The 20,643-nt window shown below is 66.1% G+C and carries 27 protein-coding genes; 26 read left to right on the top strand and 1 reads right to left on the bottom strand.

Going from position 1 to position 20,643, the window contains the following annotated elements:
• The first annotated feature begins 11 nt into the window (after positions 1 to 11).
• The 26 genes from AB0N02_RS42870 to AB0N02_RS42745 all read left to right on the top strand — a co-directional run bounded on the left by AB0N02_RS42870 (position 12) and on the right by AB0N02_RS42745 (position 20,275).
• Positions 12 to 980 (top strand): NAD(P)-dependent oxidoreductase, encoded by a 969-nt coding sequence (locus tag AB0N02_RS42870; RefSeq protein WP_363959809.1) that lies wholly within the window; start codon positions 12 to 14, stop codon positions 978 to 980.
• On the top strand, positions 977 to 1,207 hold the full coding sequence (locus AB0N02_RS42865; RefSeq protein ID WP_363959806.1) for a hypothetical protein: 231 nt from the start codon (positions 977 to 979) through the stop codon (positions 1,205 to 1,207). The genes AB0N02_RS42870 and AB0N02_RS42865 overlap by 4 nt, the downstream gene beginning before the upstream one ends.
• Complete coding sequence (locus AB0N02_RS42860) at positions 1,204 to 1,872, top strand: hypothetical protein (RefSeq protein WP_363959803.1); 669 nt, start codon at positions 1,204 to 1,206, stop codon at positions 1,870 to 1,872. The genes AB0N02_RS42865 and AB0N02_RS42860 overlap by 4 nt, the downstream gene beginning before the upstream one ends.
• Before the next feature lie 10 nt (positions 1,873 to 1,882).
• Positions 1,883 to 2,596, top strand: coding sequence for a hypothetical protein (locus tag AB0N02_RS42855; protein WP_363959800.1), 714 nt, complete (start codon positions 1,883 to 1,885; stop codon positions 2,594 to 2,596).
• Positions 2,547 to 2,849: an HNH endonuclease gene (locus AB0N02_RS42850; protein WP_363959797.1), complete on the top strand. Its 303-nt coding sequence runs from the start codon at positions 2,547 to 2,549 to the stop codon at positions 2,847 to 2,849. Before AB0N02_RS42855 ends, AB0N02_RS42850 begins: the two co-directional genes overlap by 50 nt.
• A gap of 91 nt (positions 2,850 to 2,940) precedes the next feature.
• Positions 2,941 to 3,480, top strand: coding sequence for a hypothetical protein (locus tag AB0N02_RS42845; protein WP_363959794.1), 540 nt, complete (start codon positions 2,941 to 2,943; stop codon positions 3,478 to 3,480).
• Entirely contained in the window at positions 3,473 to 3,631 is a 159-nt protein-coding gene (locus AB0N02_RS42840) for a hypothetical protein (RefSeq protein WP_363959791.1), read from the top strand. The genes AB0N02_RS42845 and AB0N02_RS42840 overlap by 8 nt, the downstream gene beginning before the upstream one ends.
• A 181-nt stretch (positions 3,632 to 3,812) precedes the next feature.
• The gene (locus tag AB0N02_RS42835; protein ID WP_363959788.1) at positions 3,813 to 3,986 is read left to right on the top strand and encodes a hypothetical protein; all 174 of its coding nucleotides are present in this window, start codon (positions 3,813 to 3,815) and stop codon (positions 3,984 to 3,986) included.
• Positions 3,987 to 4,134: 148 nt separating this feature from the next.
• On the top strand, positions 4,135 to 4,959 hold the full coding sequence (locus AB0N02_RS42830) for a hypothetical protein (protein WP_363959786.1): 825 nt from the start codon (positions 4,135 to 4,137) through the stop codon (positions 4,957 to 4,959).
• A 40-nt stretch (positions 4,960 to 4,999) separates the two neighbouring features.
• Complete coding sequence (locus tag AB0N02_RS42825) at positions 5,000 to 5,209, top strand: hypothetical protein (protein ID WP_363959783.1); 210 nt, start codon at positions 5,000 to 5,002, stop codon at positions 5,207 to 5,209.
• A 299-nt stretch (positions 5,210 to 5,508) separates the two neighbouring features.
• A complete protein-coding gene (locus AB0N02_RS42820) occupies positions 5,509 to 5,985 on the top strand; it encodes a hypothetical protein (RefSeq protein WP_363959780.1) in 477 nt (158 codons plus the stop codon).
• Positions 5,986 to 6,099: 114 nt separating this feature from the next.
• A complete protein-coding gene (locus AB0N02_RS42815; RefSeq protein ID WP_363959777.1) occupies positions 6,100 to 7,650 on the top strand; it encodes a hypothetical protein in 1,551 nt (516 codons plus the stop codon).
• Positions 7,647 to 9,089 (top strand): phage portal protein, encoded by a 1,443-nt coding sequence (locus AB0N02_RS42810; RefSeq protein WP_363959774.1) that lies wholly within the window; start codon positions 7,647 to 7,649, stop codon positions 9,087 to 9,089. The genes AB0N02_RS42815 and AB0N02_RS42810 overlap by 4 nt, the downstream gene beginning before the upstream one ends.
• Positions 9,064 to 9,828 carry a hypothetical protein gene (locus AB0N02_RS42805; RefSeq protein WP_363959771.1) on the top strand — a complete coding sequence of 255 codons (765 nt, stop codon included), beginning with the start codon at positions 9,064 to 9,066 and terminating at the stop codon, positions 9,826 to 9,828. The genes AB0N02_RS42810 and AB0N02_RS42805 overlap by 26 nt, the downstream gene beginning before the upstream one ends.
• A gap of 87 nt (positions 9,829 to 9,915) precedes the next feature.
• Positions 9,916 to 10,533, top strand: a complete 618-nt coding sequence (locus AB0N02_RS42800) for a hypothetical protein (RefSeq protein WP_363959768.1) — start codon at positions 9,916 to 9,918, stop codon at positions 10,531 to 10,533.
• A gap of 15 nt (positions 10,534 to 10,548) precedes the next feature.
• The gene (locus tag AB0N02_RS42795) at positions 10,549 to 11,505 is read left to right on the top strand and encodes a phage major capsid protein (RefSeq protein WP_363959765.1); all 957 of its coding nucleotides are present in this window, start codon (positions 10,549 to 10,551) and stop codon (positions 11,503 to 11,505) included.
• A gap of 62 nt (positions 11,506 to 11,567) precedes the next feature.
• A complete protein-coding gene (locus AB0N02_RS42790; protein ID WP_363959762.1) occupies positions 11,568 to 12,629 on the top strand; it encodes a glycosyltransferase family 4 protein in 1,062 nt (353 codons plus the stop codon).
• Positions 12,630 to 12,638: 9 nt separating this feature from the next.
• On the top strand, positions 12,639 to 13,040 hold the full coding sequence (locus AB0N02_RS42785; RefSeq protein WP_363959759.1) for a hypothetical protein: 402 nt from the start codon (positions 12,639 to 12,641) through the stop codon (positions 13,038 to 13,040).
• Entirely contained in the window at positions 13,040 to 13,381 is a 342-nt protein-coding gene (locus AB0N02_RS42780; RefSeq protein ID WP_363959756.1) for a hypothetical protein, read from the top strand. Before AB0N02_RS42785 ends, AB0N02_RS42780 begins: the two co-directional genes overlap by 1 nt.
• A 9-nt stretch (positions 13,382 to 13,390) precedes the next feature.
• The gene (locus tag AB0N02_RS42775; RefSeq protein ID WP_363959753.1) at positions 13,391 to 13,720 is read left to right on the top strand and encodes a hypothetical protein; all 330 of its coding nucleotides are present in this window, start codon (positions 13,391 to 13,393) and stop codon (positions 13,718 to 13,720) included.
• The gene (locus AB0N02_RS42770) at positions 13,717 to 14,094 is read left to right on the top strand and encodes a hypothetical protein (RefSeq protein WP_363959750.1); all 378 of its coding nucleotides are present in this window, start codon (positions 13,717 to 13,719) and stop codon (positions 14,092 to 14,094) included. The genes AB0N02_RS42775 and AB0N02_RS42770 overlap by 4 nt, the downstream gene beginning before the upstream one ends.
• Positions 14,095 to 14,159: 65 nt before the next feature.
• A complete protein-coding gene (locus AB0N02_RS42765; protein WP_363959747.1) occupies positions 14,160 to 14,744 on the top strand; it encodes a hypothetical protein in 585 nt (194 codons plus the stop codon).
• 111 nt (positions 14,745 to 14,855) lie between these two features.
• Entirely contained in the window at positions 14,856 to 15,086 is a 231-nt protein-coding gene (locus AB0N02_RS42760; RefSeq protein WP_363959744.1) for a hypothetical protein, read from the top strand.
• Between the two features lie 194 nt (positions 15,087 to 15,280).
• Positions 15,281 to 15,619: a hypothetical protein gene (locus AB0N02_RS42755; RefSeq protein ID WP_363959741.1), complete on the top strand. Its 339-nt coding sequence runs from the start codon at positions 15,281 to 15,283 to the stop codon at positions 15,617 to 15,619.
• A 36-nt stretch (positions 15,620 to 15,655) separates the two neighbouring features.
• Positions 15,656 to 20,056, top strand: coding sequence for an NlpC/P60 family protein (locus AB0N02_RS42750; protein WP_363959738.1), 4,401 nt, complete (start codon positions 15,656 to 15,658; stop codon positions 20,054 to 20,056).
• A 69-nt stretch (positions 20,057 to 20,125) separates the two neighbouring features.
• Positions 20,126 to 20,275, top strand: a complete 150-nt coding sequence (locus AB0N02_RS42745) for a hypothetical protein (RefSeq protein ID WP_363959735.1) — start codon at positions 20,126 to 20,128, stop codon at positions 20,273 to 20,275.
• 12 nt (positions 20,276 to 20,287) lie between these two features.
• Here AB0N02_RS42745 and AB0N02_RS42740 read toward each other — a convergent pair whose 3' ends face one another.
• The gene (locus AB0N02_RS42740) at positions 20,288 to 20,563 is read right to left on the bottom strand and encodes a DUF4429 domain-containing protein (RefSeq protein WP_363959732.1); all 276 of its coding nucleotides are present in this window, start codon (positions 20,561 to 20,563) and stop codon (positions 20,288 to 20,290) included.
• Between the last annotated feature and the right edge of the window lie 80 nt (positions 20,564 to 20,643).

The following is a 20,643-nucleotide window of genomic DNA, read 5'->3' as shown; positions in this document are numbered from 1 at the left end:
GGAGGCGCTTCGTGCCCACTGCTCTCGTCACGGGCGCCGCCGGCTTCGTCGGACGCCACTTCACCCACGCCCTCGACGAGGCGGGCTACGACGTCACCGCTTTCGACATCAATCCTCGCGGCCTTCCCGGCGTGCGACTGCTGGATGCCCGAGCGTTCTTCTCCGCTAACTCGGAGCACTACGACCTCGTGGTGCATCTGGCCGCGGTCGTCGGCGGCCGAGCCAAGATCGAAGGCGAACCGCTGTCCTTGGCGGTAGACCTGGAGATCGACGCCAGCCTGTTCCAATGGGCGCTTCGGACCAAACCCAAGCGCGTCATCTACTACAGCTCCAGCGCCGCCTACCCGGTGGCCTACCAGCAACCGCACGGCGCCGATGGCACCCTCGACCGCCCGTACCCACTGCGGGAAGACGACCTCAACCTCAACCCCTACACCGCCGACCACGACGCGTTCCGCCTCGGCAGCCAGCGGCACGTCATCCCGGACATGACGTACGGCTGGGCGAAGCTCACCGGCGAGATGCTCGCCCAGCACGCCGAAGCCGAAGGCGTCCGCGTCCACGTGTTCCGCCCCTTCTCCGGCTACGGCGAAGACCAGTCAAGCGACTACCCGTTCCCCTCGTTCGCCGACCGGGCCAGACGTCGCGACGACCCGTTCACGGTCTGGGGCGACGGCACCCAGGTCCGCGACTGGATCCACATCTCCGACGTGGTCGCCGCTACCCTCTCGGCTGTCGACCACGACGTTCCAGGCCCGGCCAACCTGTGCACAGGGCGGCCGACGCCGTTCAACGACCTCGCCCAGATGTTCGCCGCCGCCGCGGGTTACACGCCGGAGTTGAAGCACATCCTGGACGCGCCGAAGGGCGTCGCCTACCGGGTGGGCGACCCCACCAAGATGCTGGCCTTCTACACGCCCAAGATCACCCTCGAAGAGGGCATCGACCGGGCGCTGAAAGCCGGCCCGTGGCCGTCGTGAACATCGCTGCGATCGACGCCCGCTTCCAGCTCATCGGGGATGAGGACTGCGGCGTCGGCCTGCACTGCCGTCGCTGTGACCGCGGCGGCCTGCCTGTCGCCTACTACGCCGGCCTGTGCGACCCCTACGACGGCGACCCCACGGTCGAAAGCGTCACCGCGATCTTCGGGCTGCTCGCCGCCGCTGACCGCCACCACCGCACCGCGCACGGGGAGGAGGCCGGTTGAGCATCCCCATGATTGTCCTGACGAACGGGCGAGCTGACTGCATCATCCAGTCCCTGCCGTCCGCGACCGGCAACGTCGTGGGCGTCGGCTCGGTGACCATCGTCGACGACTCCGGCGACACCGACTACCGGGCGTGGCTGACCGAGGAGTTCCCCGGCTGCGCCATCGTCCCGGTCGCCGAACAGGCGGCCGGCTACTGGCGGGCCATGCAAACCGTGTGGCGCCTCGCCGCCGACGCCCCGCACGTGTTCTTCGTCGAGGATGACTTCACCTTCAACCGGCCCGTCGACCTCGCCGAGCTCGCCGCGGTCCTCGACACCTACGACCACCTCACCCAAGTCGCCCTGCTCCGTCAGCCGTGGTTCGGCAACGAGCACCACCACGGCGGACTGATCGAGGCGCTCGAAGCACAGGGTCAGCTGTTCGAGGAGTGCACTGACGGCCACTTCTGGTGGATCGAGCACCGCGCCGGCTTCACCGGCAACCCCAGCCTCCTCCCGGCCCGAACCCTCGCCAAGCCCTGGCCAGAGGGCGCCTGGTCCGAATCCCGCTTCGGCCGGCAGCTCTTCAAGAACCGGGCAGCCCGCGGCGCCTACTGGGGACGCCGCAGCGACCCGCCCGCAGTAACGCACGTCGGGCACGAGAGGGCAGGCTATGACTACTGATCCAACAGTCATGGTGGTCATCCCATGGCGGCCCACCACGGACCGCCAGTACGCCTACGACCTGACCGTGGCCCACTACCGTGACCTGCTGCCCGACACGGCGGTCCTGGCCGTCGACACCAACCACCAGCCGTTCTGCCTCGCCGGATGCCGCAACCGCGGCGTGCGCCTCGCCGAGGAGGCCGGCGCCGACGTGGTGGTGCTGGGCGACGCCGACACCCTGCCCGAGCGCGACCCTCTCCTGGAAGCGATCCGAGGCGCCGCCACCAGCGGTCTGGTCCACTTGCCCTACACCGCCTACCGGTCCCTCAGGCGCGACGGCACCGCCCAATACCGCGGCGGCGTCCCGTTGCAGGACTGCAACTACGTCGAAGTCCCCGGAGCATGCTCCGGCGTCTACGTCACCACCCCCGCCACCTGGTGGTCTCACGGCGGCCAGGACGAGCTGTTCCTCGGCTGGGGCGGCGAAGACGCCGCCTGGAGCGCTGCCCACCTGACGCTCCTCGGCGCCGAACCTGCCCGGTATGAGGGCCGCGTCTACGCGCTGCACCACGCCTCCGCCGTCAAAGAGGGCGAGCAGTACACCGCGAACTTCGCCCGCATCTACCGCTACCACCAAGCCCAAGGCGACCCCGAGGCAACGTGGAAGCTGCTCCGCGAAGGCGAGGTAGCCCATGCCGAACGGCCAGTGGAAGGGCCACAACAGGCAAGCGTCGCTCCCTAAAGGCTGGCCTGCCATCCGCCAGCACGTGCTGGAGCGCGACAACCACACCTGCTACAAGTGCGGCGGCCACGCCACCCATGTCGACCACGTCCAAAACGCAGCAGCTGGCGGGTCAGACGACTACGCGAACCTCGCTGCGATCTGCGTAGACGACCACCGGAGCAAGAGCAGCGCCGAAGGCGGACGGGCCAGGGCCGCCAAGCAAGGCCGCCGCCAACGCCCCCCTGAGAAGCACCCAGGGCTGCGCGACTGAACACCACCGAGATCCTCCAGGTCGCTCCTGGAGGTAGAGAGCCTCGGTGTCCTCGTGCGCCGGGGCTCTCGCCATCCACGAGGAGAAGAACATGTCCGAGGAGACCTACACCCTCGATGAGGCTCGGACGGTGCTCGCTGACCAGGAGTGCCAACACCATGGCCACGACATTGAGGTCACCACCCGTCACGGTTCACCTGACCCTGTGTCCGTGTTCTGTTCCCGCTGCGGAGACGCCTGGACGGTCGAGGCCAAGGCGGTCGTGATGCCTGAGCCTGAGGAGCCACGTCTGGAGTCCGGTGTGCTGACTCCGGAGCAGTGGATGCAGGCGTGGAACGAGGCCGACGCCGCTCGCCAGCTCAAACTAGCTGGGATCGTGATCAGCAATGCGGAGTGCGTATCCCGATGCTTCCTGCTTGACCATGACGCTCAAGCTGAAGAGATCGAGCGCCTTCGCGCCGACAACGCCCGGATGAAAGTCCTCCTCACCCGCATCTTGGACATCCCTCGACGTCCCGCACCGTCCGAGCAGGAAGGGGCGCTTGGGTGCGCCTACACGCGGGGCTGGGAGTCCGTCATCGCGGCCATAGACACGGCGCTGCTCACGGAAGTGGGGGCTGCTCATGCCTGAGCCTGAGGACCCCATCACTCAGCTCGCCCAGGGCGCCGTCCAACTCCACGAGGTGTTCGTCGCCTATGTCGAGGCGGGTTTCACTGAGCAGCAGGCGCTGTTCCTGATTGGCCAGATGATTCAAGCCCTCGCCAGAGGCGTCACGGGATGAAGATCATCCAGCACGCCCGCCATGAGTTCTGGTGGGCGGCTGAGCAGTGGTCCGGCCGACTCTGGAGCCGAATCTGTGCTGACGGCATCTCCTGCTGGCTGGACTGGCTACCTGCCTTCTGCGCCCGCCGCCGCTACGCCGCCCACCGTGCACTACACCCCGAACTCTTCTGGCCGAAGAGATGACCGAGCCAGCTCTGATCGTGCTGCGCCCTGGCGACAAGGTCCTGGTGGCCTTCACTCAAGACCTGTCCGACGACGATGCCCAGCACGCCGCCACGACCCTCCGCCGCTCCTTCCCTGGAGTGACCTTCACCGTCCTGGCCGGCGTCTCCGGCATCTGCGTCCAAAGCTAACCCCCACCAAGATCACACGGAGGTGAGCGTGGGACGCCACAGCGCCACCACGTGGAACGAGCACGACCACCCGCGCGCCCTCGACGGCAAGTTCTCCCACGGCGGAGGTGGAGGCGGAGCCCATAAGGCGGGAGCCCGCTCTCGGCGCATGCCCGATATCATCGCCGGATCCGACATCTCAACCCGCGGGGGCGGAGAGATCGCCCTTGACCATCACGTAGACGGCGGTCTCACTGTCAACACCCCGAACGGCTCCGTCCACCTGACGAAACAAGGCGCCCTCACCTTCAAGCGCAGCCTGAAAGACATCAGCCGTTCCGACGACAACGACGGCAAAGAAGACTGGATCACGCAGGTAGACAATCAGGACGGCAGGCCGTACTCCAAGCTCGTTGGGCTAGTCCGCAAGGACGGTGATGACACCTACTCTCTGCGCCTACCCCCCAACGACGACCCGTCCCTGGACGAACTAGGAAACGCCCCAGCCCTGCAGCTCAGCGGCAAAGACCTCACCAAGATCGACGACGCCCTGTTCCGCATGGAATCCGCCAGCCGCATAGACACCGGCCACGGCGACCTCGACATCTTCATCACCGACGACAACAAGTTCGGCTTTCGCAACGTCGGAGACAATGGCCGACCTGTCGAAACAAAGTTCGACGCCAAGTCCTTCGCGAAGCTCAACCACGCTATCGACGTTGTAGTCGACGGCTTCGACGACAGCGACCCCAACGGCCCCGACGAAGGCGTCACCCGAGTAGACGTCAAGACCAACGCAGGAACAGTCCGAGTCGAACTCACCGGAAACTGGAGAGGCACAACCCCAGACGACCGCCTCAAGATCACACCAGTTGGGGGCGGCACCTGGAGCATTGACGTCGCAGGCGCCCACCAGAGCGACCTGCATGACGCCTTAAGCAAGGTCTCAGAAGCAGGCGAAGGCCTCGACTTCTACGACCCCTTCGGCTACTGACCCAAGCAACTCGCGGGTACCCGAGGTAGAGGTGATCACCATGGCGCGACCCCAAGGCAACGCCGAAACCCTCAGACGCTACTGGAGCACAGGAGCTGGCGGACGCTCCATCCGATGGGGAACCTCGGGAGACTGGACACGCTGCGCGCGCAAGCTCAGTAAGTACATGGGGCCCAGAGCGCGTGGCTACTGCCAGCTCCTCCACAAGAGGAACACGGGCTACTACACCGGCTCCTCGAAGAACAAGTAGACCTTGGCGCCGAGATGCGTCCTGTGTGCCGAGAGGGCAACTCGATGGCTCATCACAGCCTCGATGCCTGTAAGCGCGATGCGTTTCGCTGTGTCGCGTTCAGGTGGCCACAGCTCTCGTAGTCGCATAGAGCGACGACATTGTGTCCGATTTATGTCCAAGGTGGGGGATTATCCCCTATGTCCGGTAAATTCAAAATCGGCTGGTGTAGAAGTCGCCCCGACGTACAGGTCTGGGGACCTCGGGGGCAGCTCATAGCCCTGCCTTAGCTACTCATCGTCATTGGAGGTGATCCCTCCATGGCCGGAGTAGGCCCTGCGCCGAAGGACCCCTCGCGGAGGGCGCGACGCAACAAGGACCCTCAGCCGCAGACGATCCTGCGCTTCGAGAAGGCAGATGCTCCTGACCTGCCGTCGTTCTCGATCGAGAAGGACGGGGTGTTGCTGGAGTGGAGGTGGCCGTCTCGGACGGTGGAGTGGTGGGAGACGTGGAAGTCCTCGCCGCAGGCTGAGCACTTCTCTTCCACGGACTGGCAGTTCCTGCTGGACACCGCATTGATTCACGCCCGGTTCTGGATGGGGGATCTGTCGGCCGCGTCCGAGCTCCGGCTTCGGGTGGCCAAGCACGGCGCCACGATGGAGGACCGGGCCCGCCTCCGGATGCAATTTGCGCAGGCGGACGAGGCGGACGCCAAGCGGCCGGAGCGCCCCAAGTCGGAGGACCGGTACGCGAAGCTGAGGGTCCTGCCGTCCCGCCAGGCCGACGAGGACGAGTAGATGCCGTGGCGGGGGCCCCGATATCCCGGGGAACTGCCGACGCTGGGCTACATCGTCCTGGACTGGATGACCGCGCACCTGGTCGTCCCGGATGGTCCTAGTGCAGGAGCTCCGTTGGAGCTGACGGACGAACAAGCGCAGTTCATCCTCAACTTCTACGTGGTCGACCCCGCGTTCTCCGGGCCGGCGGTGAAAGGGCGGCACCTGGACAACGCCCGCCGTATTCGCCGGGCGATTCTATGCAGGCCAAAGGGCTGGGGGAAGTCGCCGCTGTTGGCGGCGCTTTGCCTGACCGAGGCGCTCGCTCCGGTGGTGCTGGATGGCTGGGACGCCTACGGGGAGCCGGTGGCGCGCGAGTGGACGTCGATGGGTTTCAAGGCCAAGGCGCAAATCGTCGCGGTCAGCGAGGACCAGACGGCCAATACGTGGGATCCGCTGCTGGAGATGGCCCGCAACGGCCGCGTCTATGACGAGTACGACATCGAGCCGATGGAGTCCTTCGTCAATGTGCCGCGGGGCCGTATCGAGTACACGACATCGGCGGCCACCTCGCGAGAGGGCTTCAGGCCGATCTTCGCGGTGATGGACCAGACGGAGTCGTGGATGCCATCGAACGGGGGCCGCAAGCTTGCCAGCACCATCCGGCGCAACCTGACCAAGGTGAACGCCGCTTCGGTGGAGAGTCCCAACGCCTTCATTCCTGGCGAGGACTCGGTGGCGGAGAAGTCGTGGGAGGCCTGGCAGAACCAGCAGGCAGGCAAGCTCAAGGGCGGCGACGGCATCCTCTACGACCACCGAGAGGCCGCGGCCGATACTGACCCGGAGGACCGGGATTCGCTGCTCGCGGGCTTGGCTGTGGCCTACGGCGACTCGGCCGACGTGAACGGTGGCTGGGTCAACCTCGACCGGGTTCTCGAAGACTACTGGGATCCAGACACAGACCCCACAGATGCCAGAAGGTTCTTCCTGAACCAAATCACCCATGCCACTGACTCCTGGCTGTCGCAGCCAGAATGGGCCGCCTGCACGGACGCGACGAAGGCCGTAGCGGATGGGGAAAGAATCACCCTCGGCTTCGACGGCAGCCGCCACCGGGAGCGAGGCGTCACCGACGCGACAGCGTTGATCGGTTGCCGCGTCAGCGACGGTCACCTGTTTGAGATTGCGGTGTGGGAGCAGCCTGACGGCCCCACCGGTAAGGACTGGTGGGTACCGATCGCCGAGGTCGAGGCCGCGGTACGTTCGGCGTTTTCGAAATACCGGGTGATGGGGTTCTATGCCGACCCCGCAGCTGACTGGCGGTCGTACGTTGCGGATTGGGAGTACACCTATGGCCGGCGGCTGAAGGTGCGTTCCACTGCTCAGCATCCGATCGAGTGGTGGATGAACCGCACCAACCTCGTGGTGCGAGCGCTGGAGCAGCTGCACGCCGCGATCGTCAACGGCGAGCTCACTCACGACGGGTCGTTCGCCCTGACCCGGCACATACTGAACGCCCGCCGGCGTAGTTCCCGCTCCGGACTGCAGATCGCCAAGGAGCACCCGACCAGCCGCAGGAAGATCGACGCCGCGATCGCCGCGATGCTCGCCTGGCAGGCCCGAGTGGACGCCGTCTCCAAGGGGCTGGGACGTAGAGGACAGGGACGGGCGGTGGTACTGCGATGACCGCGACGATCCCTGACCTGCCGCTGCTGACCCTGTCGGACGACGAGCAAGCGCTGTTGATGGCACTGCGGACCGAGCTGCTGTCGGACCGGTTTCGGCTGGAGCTGCGCGACTGCTACTACAACGGCGAGCAGCGAGTCCGAGACCTGGGCATTTCGATCCCGCCGCAACTTCGGGGCCTGCACACGGTCATCGGGTGGCCGCAGATCGGCGTGGATGCCCTGGAGCAGCGCCTGGACATCGAGACCTGGCGCTATAAGGACGCCCCGGGCAACTCCAACGAATTGGCCGACATCTGGGAGCCGAACGAACTGGTCGCCGAATCCCAGCTCGCCCACCTGGACTCGCTGATCTACGGCCGGTCGTATGTGGCGGTCGGATCCGGGGACTGCGGCTCAGATGACTGCCCGCCGCTGATCTCGGTGGAGTCGCCGCTCGACATGACGGTGTTTTACGACGCCCGCGCCCGTGCGGTGACGTCGGCGCTGCGGCTGTACAAGCTGGACAACGACGATGCCGCGGTGCTGTACCTGCCGAACGCGTCGATCCACATGGTGCAGACCTCCACCGGGTGGGAAGTCATCGACCGCGACGACCACGAGCTCGGCGTGGTGCCGGTGGTGCGGATCTCCAACCGGCAGCGCACCGCGGACCGGGTCGGCAGGAGCGAGATCACCCCTGCGGTCATGTCGATCACCGATGCGGCGTGCCGGACCCTCATGGGAATGGAGGTCGCCCGCGAGTTCTACGGCGCCCCCCAGCGGTACATCCTCGGCGCCTCCGAGAGCGCCTTCCAGGACGCCGAAGGCAACCCCTTGTCAGCGTGGGAAACCTACCTCGGGCGTGTGCTCGCCCTGGAGCGGGACGAGGACGGCGAGGTCCCGCAGGTCGGCCAGTTCGCCGCCTACGACCCATCGGTATCGACCCGCATCGTCGACCTGTACGCGCGAATCATGGCCACCCAGCTCGGCCTGCCGCCCCACTACCTGGGCTACACGACCGACAACCCAGCGTCGGCGGACGCGATCCGCTCCACCGAAGCGCAGCTGGTCAAACGGGCCGAGCGCAAGCAGACCCTGTTCAACACGCCCTGGTCCAACGTGTTCCGCCTAGCGCTGCTGATCAAAACCGGTGAGCTACCGGACCGGGCCCGCCGCATCGAGACGGTATGGCGCAACCCCGCCACGCCGACCATGGCCTCCCAAACCGATGCCGCGGTCAAGCTGGTGCAGCAGCAGATCCTTCCTGCCGACTCCGACGTCACGCTGGAGATGGTCGGCCTGACTGAAGGCCAGCGGCAGCGAGTTCACGCCGACCGGCGCCGCTCAGCTGGGCGGCAGGCGCTCGCCGAGGTCGGCAACGCCCTCGCCGCCAACCGTCGGGAGCGCGCTCGCCCGGAGGTGACGGCCGCCGATGACGCAGCAGGAACGGGCGGCTGAGTATCAGGACGCGCAACGCGCTTTGTCGGCTCAGCTGGTCGAGGAAATGGCTCCGCTATGGGATCTGATTCGCCTTGGTGCGTTCGCCACCACCGTCCCAGCATGGATCGAGGCGGTCATCGAGTTACTGCGGCGCTTCGCCGGCATGTCCGGGGCGCTCGCCGCTGACCACTACGTCGATGAGCGCGACCTTGCCGGGGTGCGCGGCATTTTCCAGCCCACTCCCGCGGAGATCCCGGACGGCAAGGCCGAGGCGGCGCTGAGATGGGCCACCAAGGACCTGTGGATCCCCGAGGCGGACAACCCGCCGCCGATCGAGGAACGCCTCGCCGCAGCCAAGGAGAAGGCTGCGGGCGCTGCCCAGAAGATCGTGGCGGATGCCGGGCGAGACACGATCATCCAAGCCGTCGATGAAGACTCCGAGGTGCTGGGCTGGGGGAGAACCACCGGCCCTGACACCTGCTTCTTCTGCGCGCTGATGGCCTCCAAAGGGCCGGTCTACCACTCTGAAGAGACCGCTGGCGGGGCCGTGAACGCCCAGTTCGAGGGCGAAGGCAAATACAAGTTCCACGACCACTGCGACTGCACGGTCTATCCCATTTTCCGAGGTCAGAAATGGGAGCCGCTCTCCTACGTCGATGAGTGGGACCGGCTCTACACCGTCTCCACCGGCGCCGAGCGCGGCACCCGGGCCAAGCTGCGCGCCTGGCGCAAGGCCTTCGAGGGCCGCGAGGACTGACCTGCATCACTGACTCCCCGCATCACGCGGGTGATTTTCCCTGGCCGTAGCCGCGATGGCACAGGCCACCATTCCTGAAAGGCCGCGATGGCTGACGACAGCACCACCGAGCAGAACAACGACTCCACCACTGTGGAGCCGACCGCGGAGGCCTCTGCGACGGAGACCTCCCGCAGCGATAACAGCACGCTCGGCGAGACCGGCAAGACCGCGCTGCAAGAGGAACGCAGGGCCCGGCGCGAGGCCGACAGAGCCCTACGGGAGGCGGCCAGAGCCCAGAAGGAGCTGGAACGCAAGCTCCAGGAGTTCGAGGATCGCGACAAGAGCGATCTTGAAAAGGTCACCGCCCGCGCCGAGGGAGCGGAAAGCCGCGTCCAGGGCCTGATCACTAAGGCAGTCCGCGCGGAAGTCCGTGCTCTGGCAACCGCAAAGTTCGCCGACCCGGCGGATGCGATTGCCTTCCTCGACTTGTCTTCTTACGCCGACGAGGACGGCGAAATTGACGCCGAGCGTATCCAGACGGACCTCGCTGACCTGCTGGAACGCAAACCGCACCTGGCGAAGAAGGTGCCGCAGCCGGAGCCGGAACCCAAGCGTCCGGCCCCTGACCGGACACAGGCGTCCAGCGCCAACTCCCCCCGATCTTCCAACCCTGTCGACGAGTTCGCGGGGTTCATTCAGTCGCGGCTTCTCAAGGGCCGCTGAGAAAGGTAGTGCCTGATGGTGGCGACCGCCCCGATCAAGCTTTCCGATGTCAATGACGCGCTACTGCCGCGTACGACCTCCGCGCCGATCTTCGAAAAGTCGGTCGAGCAGTCCGCCATCATGTCGCTGGCGCGGCGTGCCCCGCTGGCGATCGACGCCACGACCTCGATCCCCGTCCCGCTGGACGTGCCGACCGCGGACTGGGTCGGTCAGGGCTCCCGCAAGCCCCTGTCGAGTGGCGGGATCGACGTCAAGCAGATGACCGCCAAGAAGCTCGCCGTCCTCATCCCCGTCGCGGAAGAGGTCGCGATGACCAACGCTGCGGGGCTGTGGACGCAGCTGCAGAACGACCTGCCGACCGCGTTCGCCCGCGCTTTTGACCGGGCCGCGATTCACGGCAAGACCATGAAGGGCGCTGCTGGCCCGTTCTCCGATCACCTGATCGAGACCAGCAAGTGGGTGCACCTCGGCACCGCGGCCGACAATGTGGGCGGCATCTACGCCGACCTGGTCAACGGCATGGCAGAGGTCGTCGACGACGACTGGGACTTCACTGGGTTCGCCGCCGACCCGCGCCTGAAGCCGCAGCTGCTGCTCCAGACCGACGCGAACGGTCGCCCGATCTTCGTCGACACCACCTCGCCCGGCATGGACCAGGCCGTGGCCGGCACGCTGATCGGTGAGACGCTCGCCTACTCGCGCAGCGTGTCCGGCAAGCACCGCCGCCAGTCCGCCTCCACCGACACCGGCCTTCGGGCGATCGGCGGCGACTGGTCTCAGGCCGCCTACGGCGTCGGCATGGACATCACCGTCCGCATCTCCAAGGAAGCCACCTACGTCGATGAGGATGGTGGAGTGCACAGCGCGTTCCAGGAGAACCTGGTGCTGCTCCTGGCGGAGGCCTTCTACGGGTTCGTCGTCGGCGACGTCGAGGCGTTCGTCAAGTACACCGCCGCGGGCAACATCTCCTGATGCCGCCCCGTCGAAGAGCGGCTGATGCCGCCCCAGCGAGGCGGACACGTACGCCGAAAGCTGTGGCCACGCCGGAGGGCGGCACCTTGCAAACGCCGCCCTCTCCTGCTGTCGCAGAGCTCACCGGCCGGGCAGATCGGCCGAAACGCATCGTGGTACGCATCCACTCAGCACCGCCGGACCACAACGCCGGCGGCGAGTGGGCGCTGTTTTCCATGCTGCGGCCCCTGGCGGCTCGCGGCCACGAGGTGAGTGTGTGGCTGTCGCGCTACGGCAAGGCCCGCGACCCCTACACCCTTGATGGCATCAAGGTCGTTCCGCTGGCGTCCCGCCTGGACTTCGGGACAGCGATCCGGCACGCCGACGTCGTCATCAGCCAGTACGAGAACGTGCCCGCCGCCGCAGCTCTGGCCCGCGGCTACGGGATCCCGTTCGTCGCCCTGGCGCACAACCCGGCGCCGATCATTTTCAAGAACATCGCCGCCGGGTCGTGTGCGCTGGTCGTCTACAACAGCCTGCATCTGCAGGCCGAGGCTGACGTCCAGTTTGCTGAGCACCCGAAATGGACCAGGCCGGCGCACTCAATCGTGGTGCGGCCCCCGGTGTTCGCCGAGGACTACGCGACCACTCCCGGGTCGGCGATCACATTGATCAACCTCAACCGGGAAAAAGGCGCCGAACTGTTCTGGCGGCTCGCCGAGCGACTCCCCGAGCACCAGTTCCTGGGCGTCCAGGGCGCCTACGGGCAGCAGATCCTCCGCGCCCTGCCGAACGTCGAGGTCCTCGACCAGGTGCCCGGAGAGCGAATGCGGGATGAGGTGTATGCCCGTACCCGAGTGCTGCTGATGCCGTCATACGTGGAGTCCTGGGGCCGCGTCGCGGCCGAGGCGATGGCGTCCGGTATCCCCGTTGTCGCGAACCCCACTCCCGGCCTATCGGAAGCTCTCGCGGACGCAGGCCTGTTCTGCGAGGTCACCGACATCGATGCATGGACGGCGACGATCCGTGCCCTGGACGACCCTGCCGAGTGGCAGCAGGCATCCACCCGGGCCCGGCAGCGCTCCAAAGAGCTCGACCCGACCGAGGACCTGGCCCGCTGGGTTGAGGCGATCGAGGCACTGTAGGAGGTCGCCGTGGCGTTGACCGCCGTGGATCTCGCCCTCTACCTGGACCTGACGGAGATCAACGAGGCCCGGGCAGACTTGCTTCTCAGCCAGGCCACGCTGCTGGCTGAGTCGATCGTCAAACCGCTCCCGACGGGCGCGAGCGCGGTGGTGCTCGCCGCCGCCGGCCGGTGCTACGCCAACCCGCAAGGCGTCGCCTCGGAGTCCGTAGGGCCTTACAGCGTGCAGCGACCTCAGGCGGGCTTGTACCTCACCAAGGCTGAGACGGCGACGCTGAAGCGGCTGGGCGGGCGTGGGGGAGCGTTCACTGTCGACCCCACCCCGGACACCGCTGACCCGTCCGCGTCCTGGCCGATCCTGATCGACCCGACCTGGCCGGAGGAAGGGTGGCATGAGGAGGGCTGGTACTGATGCCCGTCCCTCTGCCGCAGGGCGAAACGGTGGTGATCCTCCGGCCCGGCGCCCGTACCCGGGACAGCGCTGGCAACTACCTACCAGGCCCGGATCGGGAGATCCCGGTGCCGGGGTGTGCCGCCTGGCCGACCGGCAGCACCGAGCAGGTCGAAGCCCAGGACCAGACGAAAGAGCTGTTCACGGTCCTAGCCCCGTACGGGACGGATATCAGGGCCACGGATCGGGTGCGCCTGTACGGGCGGGTGTTCGAGGTGGACGGTGAACCGCAGTCCTGGAAGTCGCCGCTGACCGGCACTGCGCCCGGCATCGAGATCCGCCTCGAACGAACCAAGGGTTGAGGAGGCGTCGTGGCCAAGGCCCGCTTCAGAGCCAACAACAAAGGCATCGGCGCCATGCTGCGGTCCGCGAAGATGGAGCAGGAGATGATCAGCCGGGCGCGCATCATCGTCTCCTACGCCCAGGCGGACGCCCCACACGAGTCCGGCGAGTACGCCGAGTCGTTCACGATCGACAGTGGCCAGTCCAGCAGCCCGATCCAGCTCGGCACAGGCGATCGCGCCTGGGCGAAGATCCGAAACGACTCTCCGGCCGCGGCGCCTATCGAGTTCGGCAACCGCCGGGTCGGTGAAGGCAAGCGGATCCTGGGGCGGGCGATCGACCAGGTGAGTCGCGAGTGATCGACGTCGAGGCGCTGCTGACGTCGTGGATCGAGGCCACCGTCGACAACGTCCACGCCATGTCGGAGACACCCAACGACCTCGATGACCTCCTGCCGGCGGCAAAAATCCGCAGGATCGGTGGCCCCTACGACGGGTTCCGCCTGGACCGGGCGACAGTCGATGTCGACGTGTTCGACGCCACCCGGGACGGTGCGTCCGCCGTAGCCCTCCACATCCAGTGGGCCCTGCACAACCTACTGGCCCGAAACAAGACTGGCGACGCCGTGGTGACCCGGGTGGAGACCCTCACCGGGCCGCGGCCTTTGCCGTACGACAACTCCGGCCTGCGCCGCTTCGGCGCCACGTACCGGATCACTGTTCATCCGGCCTGACCTGGCCAAGTTCTTCCAGCCCCGAGCCTTGCTGGCAGGGGCTTTCTGCATTCAAGGAGATCCTCGTGGTTACGATTGCTCGCTCCGACGATCTGGCCATGGTCGGTGCCAACGGCGGCGGCTGGTGTGGCCCGCGCGGCACCGCTCAGCCTCTCGACCCGCGCAACGCCCCCACTGCCCCTTGGGCAGCGCTCGGCACCATCAGCGACGACGGCCTGACCACCGCTTTCGACGAGGACAGCGAATCGTTCACGGGATGGGGCCAGTCGGCGCCGTTCCGGACCGTCATCACCTCCAGCGTCAGAACCCTGCAGTTCACACTGTGGGAGACGCGCCGCCCCATCGTGCGCTCCATCATGTTCCGCCAGCCTTTGGCGGCCCTCGACCCCGACGTCGACGGCATCGTCACGTTTGCCGAGTCCGCCACCGTCACCCCGGACAGGAGATCGTGGATCTTCGACATCTATGACGGTGACCTGTGGGAGCGCATCTACATCCCCGAAGGGGAGGTCACCGACCGCGGTGATGACAGCGCCAAGCAGGACGAAATGCGCGGCTTCGAGCTGACCGTCACCGCCTACCCCGACGCAGCCAACAACACCCTTTACCGGGCATACCTTGCCCCCGAGCTCTACGAGGTCAACTCCTAAATGCCCCCAACCCGACGCGCAGCGAAAACCAAGGTCATCACTCAGGACGGCGCCCCTGTCTCCCTGTTCTCTCTACGAGATCGGCAGCGCGAAGCCACTGGTCAGCCGTTCGTGTTCGATGTGGACGGCGAGATTTTCACCATGCAGCCGGCAAGTGCGGCTGACTGGCAGGTGACGGCAGACCTCAACGAGGGCAGCGGAGATCTCCGGAAGTTCGTCGCGGCCCTCCTCGGAGACGACTACGAGCGTTTCTGCAAGCTTGAGGGAATCTCCAACGACGACGTCAACGCCCTCATCGAGGCATCTACCAAGCACTACCAAGGTCTTACCCGGGGGGAATAGCCGGCCTCGACGCTCTGATCGACCGGTACGGCGACGAGATCGAGGCCGATCTGTGGATCCACTGCCACCGCACCGACTTGCACGACCTGTGGAAACCCGGAGGCGGCGAAAGCAGGCTCACGTACCGGCGCCTGCGGAACTTCATCCGGAACTTCCCGGCGGAGTCGGCGACGAAGACAGCACTGCGCAACGCGATGAGCGACACGGAGATGGAGCAGGCCGGTAAAGACGCCGACCCTACTCAAGCCCCGTGGTCGCAGGCCGAGATGCTCCTGGCGTCCCTGATCGACTCCGTCCGAACGTTGATCTGGATCACCCTCCGCGTCAACGGCGGCAAAGGTAAACCGCCGCCGCCCATGCCGCGCCCCGGGGTGAAGAACACCAAACGGCGTAAGCGGCAGCTCACCCCGGAGCAGCGGGAGGCGCTGTGGCACCGCATCAACGGCGGCCGGATCGAAGGCCAACTCCTTCACAGAACCGCTGAAACCGTGACCGTACGCAGCAAGCCCGGCTCGGCGACTCCACCCACCTGAACACAGGTCCACGACTCACAGACGGGCAGGTGAGTCGTGGCCGAGTTCACCGCTGGCGATGTCATCGTCCCCGTGGTGCCCAGCGCCAAGGGGTTCATCACCGACCTGAAGAAGCAGCTTCTTCCCGGTGTGTATGACCTCGGTCAGACGATCGGCAAGGACATTCAGCGGGGCATCAGTGACTCTCTGAAAGGCGTCTTTGAGCCACTGAGGGAACAGACGCAAAAGCAGCGTCAGCAGGCCCCCAGGGACGGGGCTGCTGCCGGTGGGGCGTTCGCGAAGGCGTTCCGCGGTCAGGTCGAGGGGGCGCTGAAGGCGCTTCCGAAGGTCGAAGTCAACGCCGACACCTCGGCGGCACAGGCGCAGGTTCAGGAGCTGCGCGGCCGGCTGGAGGAACTGTCGAAGAAGACCGTCGGTATCGACATTGATGCCGCGGCTGCCGAGGCGGAGCTGGCGGCGATCCGCCAGGAGCTGTCGGCGATCGACGGCGAAGCTGTGACGGCTGACCTTCGGGTCGATATCGCTTCTGCTTTGGCGGAGATCGCTGAGGTCGACGCGGGCTTGTCCCGGGTGGACGGACAGGTTGCTCGGGCGCGGGTGGATGTGGATGTGTCCGGGGCGATCACTGCGATCGCATCGGTCACGGTGGCGCTGGCGGCGGTTCCCGCAGCGACCACGGCCGCACTGGGGGCGGGCGCCCTGGGGGGTGCTCTGGTCGCTGCCGGGGCTGGATTCGCCGGGTTGGCTGCTGTGGCGGTGCCGTCGGTGGGCCGGATCAGCGAGGCGCTGAAGGCGCAGGAAGCCGCCACGAAGTCAGCGCAGACCGCGACGAGCGGGGCGGCAGGGGCAGCTCAGCAGGCACAAATCCAGGCGATCAACCTCGCCGCAGCCGAGGAGCGCGTTGTCGAAGCCAAGCGCAATGCCCGCACCGCAGAGGAGGACCTGACCCGGGCCCGGCAGGAAGCCAAGCGGGCGGCTGAGGAACTGTCGCGGACAGTGGCGAACGCCGCACTCGACGAGGAGGATGCGACCCTCGCGGTCGAGGAGGCCCGCGACCGCCTGGCGAAACTCCAAGCTGAGTCGCAGAAGCCTGGCTCGAAGGTCACCGACCTGGAGTTGCAGCGGGCTGAGCTCAGTGTCCGTCAGGCGGAGCAGCGAGCCAAGGACGCCTCATCCCGGAACAAGCAGCTCCAAAAGGAGCAGAAGACCGCTGACAAGGCAGGTATTGAGGGATCGACTCAGGTCGTCGCTGCAAAGGACAAGATCGCTCAGGCGGACAAGCGGGTACAGGAAGCCGAACGTCAGCTGAAGCTCATGCAGCTGCAGCAGGCGGCGGCATCTGCCCAGCAAGCCGCCGCGTCGGGCAAGGTTTCCTCGGCCCAGTCGACGCTCGCACAGAAGATGGGCGAGCTGTCACCTGCGGCGCAGAAACTGATGAAGCAGTGGCAGGCCTTCGACAAGGCCTACACCAGCTGGCAGAAGAACCTGGAACCGGCGGTTCTGCCGACCCTAGCCAAGGGACTGAAGCTCGTCCAAGCTGTCCTGCCGAAGCTGTCGCCGCTGGTGACGGGAGTGTCGAAGTCCCTGGGCGGGCTGTTGACGCAGGCCACCAAGGCACTGCAGGGCAAGTTCTGGACCGGCTTCTTCGACGAGCTCGGCACGCAGGCGCCGATCGCGGTGTCGAATCTCGGCAAGTCCTTCCTGAACATCGTCACTGGTGTAGCTGGGGTGATCAAGGCGTTCTTGCCGTTCACCGGCACCGTGACCGGTGGCATCAAGAACGCGACCGCGGCTTTTGCGACATGGGGCAAGAGCCTCGGCAAATCCGAAGGCTTCAAGTCTTTCATCGAGTATGTCCAGACCAACGCACCCAAGATCATCCAGGTTGTCACGAATATCGCCACGGTCATCGGCAAGCTCCTGCAGGGGGCGCCCTCGGCGGGCGGCGGCATCCTGGACGTGCTGGTCTCCGTCACCAACTGGCTCGCCAGCCTCAGCCCCAGCCAGATCCAGGGCATAGCTCTGGCGATCGCCGGCATCTGGGCGGCCTTCAAGGGCTGGAAGGTCGTCACGACCGCTGTCGACGGGGTCAAAAAGGGCATCGAGACGGTGTCCACCGTGGTCGGCGGGGCAAAGAAGGTCTGGTCCGGGCTGAGCATCGCCGCTCAGGGCAGCGCCAAGCTCGTCAAGGGCGCCGCCACTGGTATCGCCAGCGCGGTCAAGGGCATCAGCTCTGGGGCCGGCAAGGCCGGCACCGCTGTCTGGTCGGGTATCCGAACTGCGGCTTCGAAGGCTGCCTCGGTCGCCAAGGCTTCAGGCTCGGCAATCGCCACCGCTGCGAGAACTGCTGGGGCAGCGACCGCTAAGGGTGCCTCTGCGGTGTGGTCAGGTATCCAGACCGCGGCGGGCAGGGCCGCGTCGGCAGCGAAAGCCGCAGGCAGTGCGGTCGTCACTGCGGCGCGTACGGCTGCCACGGCGGCTGTCGGGCTGGGCAAAGTCGCGTTGGAGTACGGGCGGGTCGCTCTGCAAGCCGGTATTGCTCGTGCTCGGATGCTGGCAACGGCGACGGCGCAAGGCGTCGTGAAGGTCGCCACTTTGGCGTGGGCCGCAGCTCAGCGGGTCCTCAACCTGGTCCTGTCGGCCAACCCCATCGGTTTGATCATCACGGCGATCGGGCTGCTGGTCGCCGGGCTGATCTACGCCTGGAACAACAGTGAGACGTTCCGCACCATTGTTATGGCGGCCTGGACCGGCATCAAGACCGCAGTCTCTGCAGCCTGGGAAAATGTCATCAAGCCTGCCCTGACGGCGCTGTGGAACTTCATTCAGAACACGCTGGGGCCGATCTTCTCTTGGCTGTGGAACACGATCATTGTCCCGGCCTGGAGGGGCATCTCGTCGATAATCAAGACGGCCTGGGAAACGATTATTCTGCCTGCCTTGAAGGCGATCTGGACGTTCATCACCCAGACCCTGGCCCCCAAGATCACGTGGCTGTGGGAGAACATCGTCAAGCCTGCGTGGAAGGGTATCGGCGACTTCATCAAGGCCGCTTGGACGAACGTGATCCAGCCTGCCCTGGAGGCTGTGCGCAGGTTCATCGTCGAAACGCTGGCACCGAAGATCTCGTGGTTCTACGAGAACGTGATCAAGCCTGCCTGGAAAAGCATCGGCGAGGCAATCGACGGCGTTTGGACGAAGGTCGTCAAGCCGGTGTTTGAATCCCTGAAAACCTTCGTTACCGAGACGATTCCGAATGCCTTTGACAAGGGCGTTGGCCTGATCAAGACGGCCTGGGAGAAGATTCAGGCGGCTGCCAAGACACCGGTGAACTTCGTTATTGGCACCGTCTACAACGGAGGCATCGTCAAGGTCTGGAACGCCGTTGCGGATGCGCTGGGCTTGAAGGACATGAAGCTCAACGAGATTCCGCAGCTGGCTACCGGTGGCATCATGCCCGGGTACACGCCGGGCCGTGATGTCGCCATGGCTGCGGTGTCCGGTGGCGAGGCCATCATGCGGCCAGAGTGGACACGGGCCGTTGGCGAGCGCTACGTCCATGGCGCGAACGCCGCAGCCCGCTCTGGTGGAGTAGCCGGCGTAGCGCGATTCCTCGGCGTTGCGGGTGACCCTGGAGGCGGATTCGCCGGCGGGTTCGCTGAGGGCGGCATCGTCGGCAACATCAAGGACGTGCTGGCTGGAGGCTTGAAAATAGGGGCGGAGAAGCTCCTCAACCCGTTGCTGGATCAGGCGCAGGCCGCGATGGGCAACAGCCCATGGGGAAAGATGCTCGTCGGCGTTCCCCGCAAGTTGATCGCGGAAACGATCAAGTTCATTGGCGGCAAGGAGGACGCAGTCGGAGGGCCGAAGGCTGCCAAGGCCATTGCCTTCGAGCGGGCTCAGCTCGGCAAACCGTACCTGTGGGGTGGCACGGGCCCCGACGCCTTCGACTGTTCAGGTCTCGTTATGCGGGCTCTGCAGGCCGCCGGTGTGGAAGGGGTGCCGCGAGTTAGCCAAGACCAGATGCAGTGGGTCAAGCCGGTCGCCAAACCGGTACCGGGTGACCTGGGGTTCCCGCACCCGGGCCATGTGTGGATGTACTCGGGTGGCGGGAAAATCATCGAGGCGCCTTACACCGGGGCGTTTGTCCGGGAGGTGCCGGCCCGCGCCGCTCAGCTGATCGGGCGCCCGCAGTACGACAACGGTGGCTATTTGATGCCGGGCACGTCGCTGGTGCACAACGGCACCGGCAGGCCCGAGCCGGTGTTGACGGACCGGCAGTGGCAGTCCATTCAGCAGGGCGGTGGTACGCGAGGCAGCGATGGAGCTCTGGTCAACATCGAAGGCGACTGGATTGCCAAGGCGGACCAGTCGCCCTACGCGGTGGCCAAGGAACTGCGGTTCGTCATGGGTACCGGTCTACGGTCGCGGGGGTAGTGCGCCCTGTCCCCACCCCTGAGGGGGCGGTGGATAGGGCGGCTGCCCGCCGCCGAGGAGACGCATCTTTTGCATCTCGAACTCCTGGATGGTCATCGCGCCTTGCTGTACAAGCTGCCACAAGGCGCTCAGCTGCCCGGCTACATCAGGCTGTTGAAACTGTGGCTGCGGCTGTGGCGAATGAAACGCCACTTTGGCCTGTTCGATTGCTGCGGCTAGGGCATCGAACTCTTACTGGTGAGAGCGGGTGTATACGACCGTGTTCTCATCCGTGGCGGACTCGTACCCCTTCTGGGGGCGGGATCGCCCTAGCGAGCCGGGGACAGTGAAGCGAATGTAGCCGTTGAACAGCCGGCCAGCGCGTTTGATCCTGACCGCGGTGACCTCGCTGACGTGGACCCGTTTGGCTCCGCTGCCTACAAGAAGCCGGGTGGCTCCGCGGTGTGCGATGGTGACGAACTGGCCGTCGAACTCGACATAGCCGCCTAGGTAGCCGTTCGCACGCATCTGGCCTCTTTCTCGTGTGTGGCGTGTGACGTCCCCCGACCGTCGGCAGTGTGCCATGGCTTGTACCTGGCTCGTGGCGT

It is taken from the genome of Streptosporangium sp. NPDC051022 (assembly GCF_040683035.1).
GTDB lineage: Bacteria > Actinomycetota > Actinomycetes > Streptosporangiales > Streptosporangiaceae > Streptosporangium.
This window is presented reverse-complemented; position numbering and strand designations above follow the sequence as displayed.

What these genes read in the sequence shown, in the direction of transcription:
- AB0N02_RS42855 (WP_363959800.1), top strand. Translation starts at nt 1,883, where the DNA reads ATGGTGGTCATCCCATGGCGGCCCACCACGGACCGCCAGTACGCCTAC.
- AB0N02_RS42850 (WP_363959797.1), top strand. Translation starts at nt 2,547, where the DNA reads ATGCCGAACGGCCAGTGGAAGGGCCACAACAGGCAAGCGTCGCTCCCT.
- AB0N02_RS42845 (WP_363959794.1), top strand. Translation starts at nt 2,941, where the DNA reads ATGTCCGAGGAGACCTACACCCTCGATGAGGCTCGGACGGTGCTCGCT.
- AB0N02_RS42840 (WP_363959791.1), top strand. Translation starts at nt 3,473, where the DNA reads ATGCCTGAGCCTGAGGACCCCATCACTCAGCTCGCCCAGGGCGCCGTC.
- AB0N02_RS42835 (WP_363959788.1), top strand. Translation starts at nt 3,813, where the DNA reads ATGACCGAGCCAGCTCTGATCGTGCTGCGCCCTGGCGACAAGGTCCTG.
- AB0N02_RS42830 (WP_363959786.1), top strand. Translation starts at nt 4,135, where the DNA reads ATGCCCGATATCATCGCCGGATCCGACATCTCAACCCGCGGGGGCGGA.
- AB0N02_RS42825 (WP_363959783.1), top strand. Translation starts at nt 5,000, where the DNA reads ATGGCGCGACCCCAAGGCAACGCCGAAACCCTCAGACGCTACTGGAGC.
- AB0N02_RS42820 (WP_363959780.1), top strand. Translation starts at nt 5,509, where the DNA reads ATGGCCGGAGTAGGCCCTGCGCCGAAGGACCCCTCGCGGAGGGCGCGA.
- AB0N02_RS42810 (WP_363959774.1), top strand. Translation starts at nt 7,647, where the DNA reads ATGACCGCGACGATCCCTGACCTGCCGCTGCTGACCCTGTCGGACGAC.
- AB0N02_RS42805 (WP_363959771.1), top strand. Translation starts at nt 9,064, where the DNA reads ATGACGCAGCAGGAACGGGCGGCTGAGTATCAGGACGCGCAACGCGCT.
- AB0N02_RS42800 (WP_363959768.1), top strand. Translation starts at nt 9,916, where the DNA reads ATGGCTGACGACAGCACCACCGAGCAGAACAACGACTCCACCACTGTG.
- AB0N02_RS42795 (WP_363959765.1), top strand. Translation starts at nt 10,549, where the DNA reads ATGGTGGCGACCGCCCCGATCAAGCTTTCCGATGTCAATGACGCGCTA.
- AB0N02_RS42780 (WP_363959756.1), top strand. Translation starts at nt 13,040, where the DNA reads ATGCCCGTCCCTCTGCCGCAGGGCGAAACGGTGGTGATCCTCCGGCCC.
- AB0N02_RS42755 (WP_363959741.1), top strand. Translation starts at nt 15,281, where the DNA reads ATGAGCGACACGGAGATGGAGCAGGCCGGTAAAGACGCCGACCCTACT.
- AB0N02_RS42740 (WP_363959732.1), bottom strand. Translation starts at nt 20,563, where the DNA reads ATGCGTGCGAACGGCTACCTAGGCGGCTATGTCGAGTTCGACGGCCAG.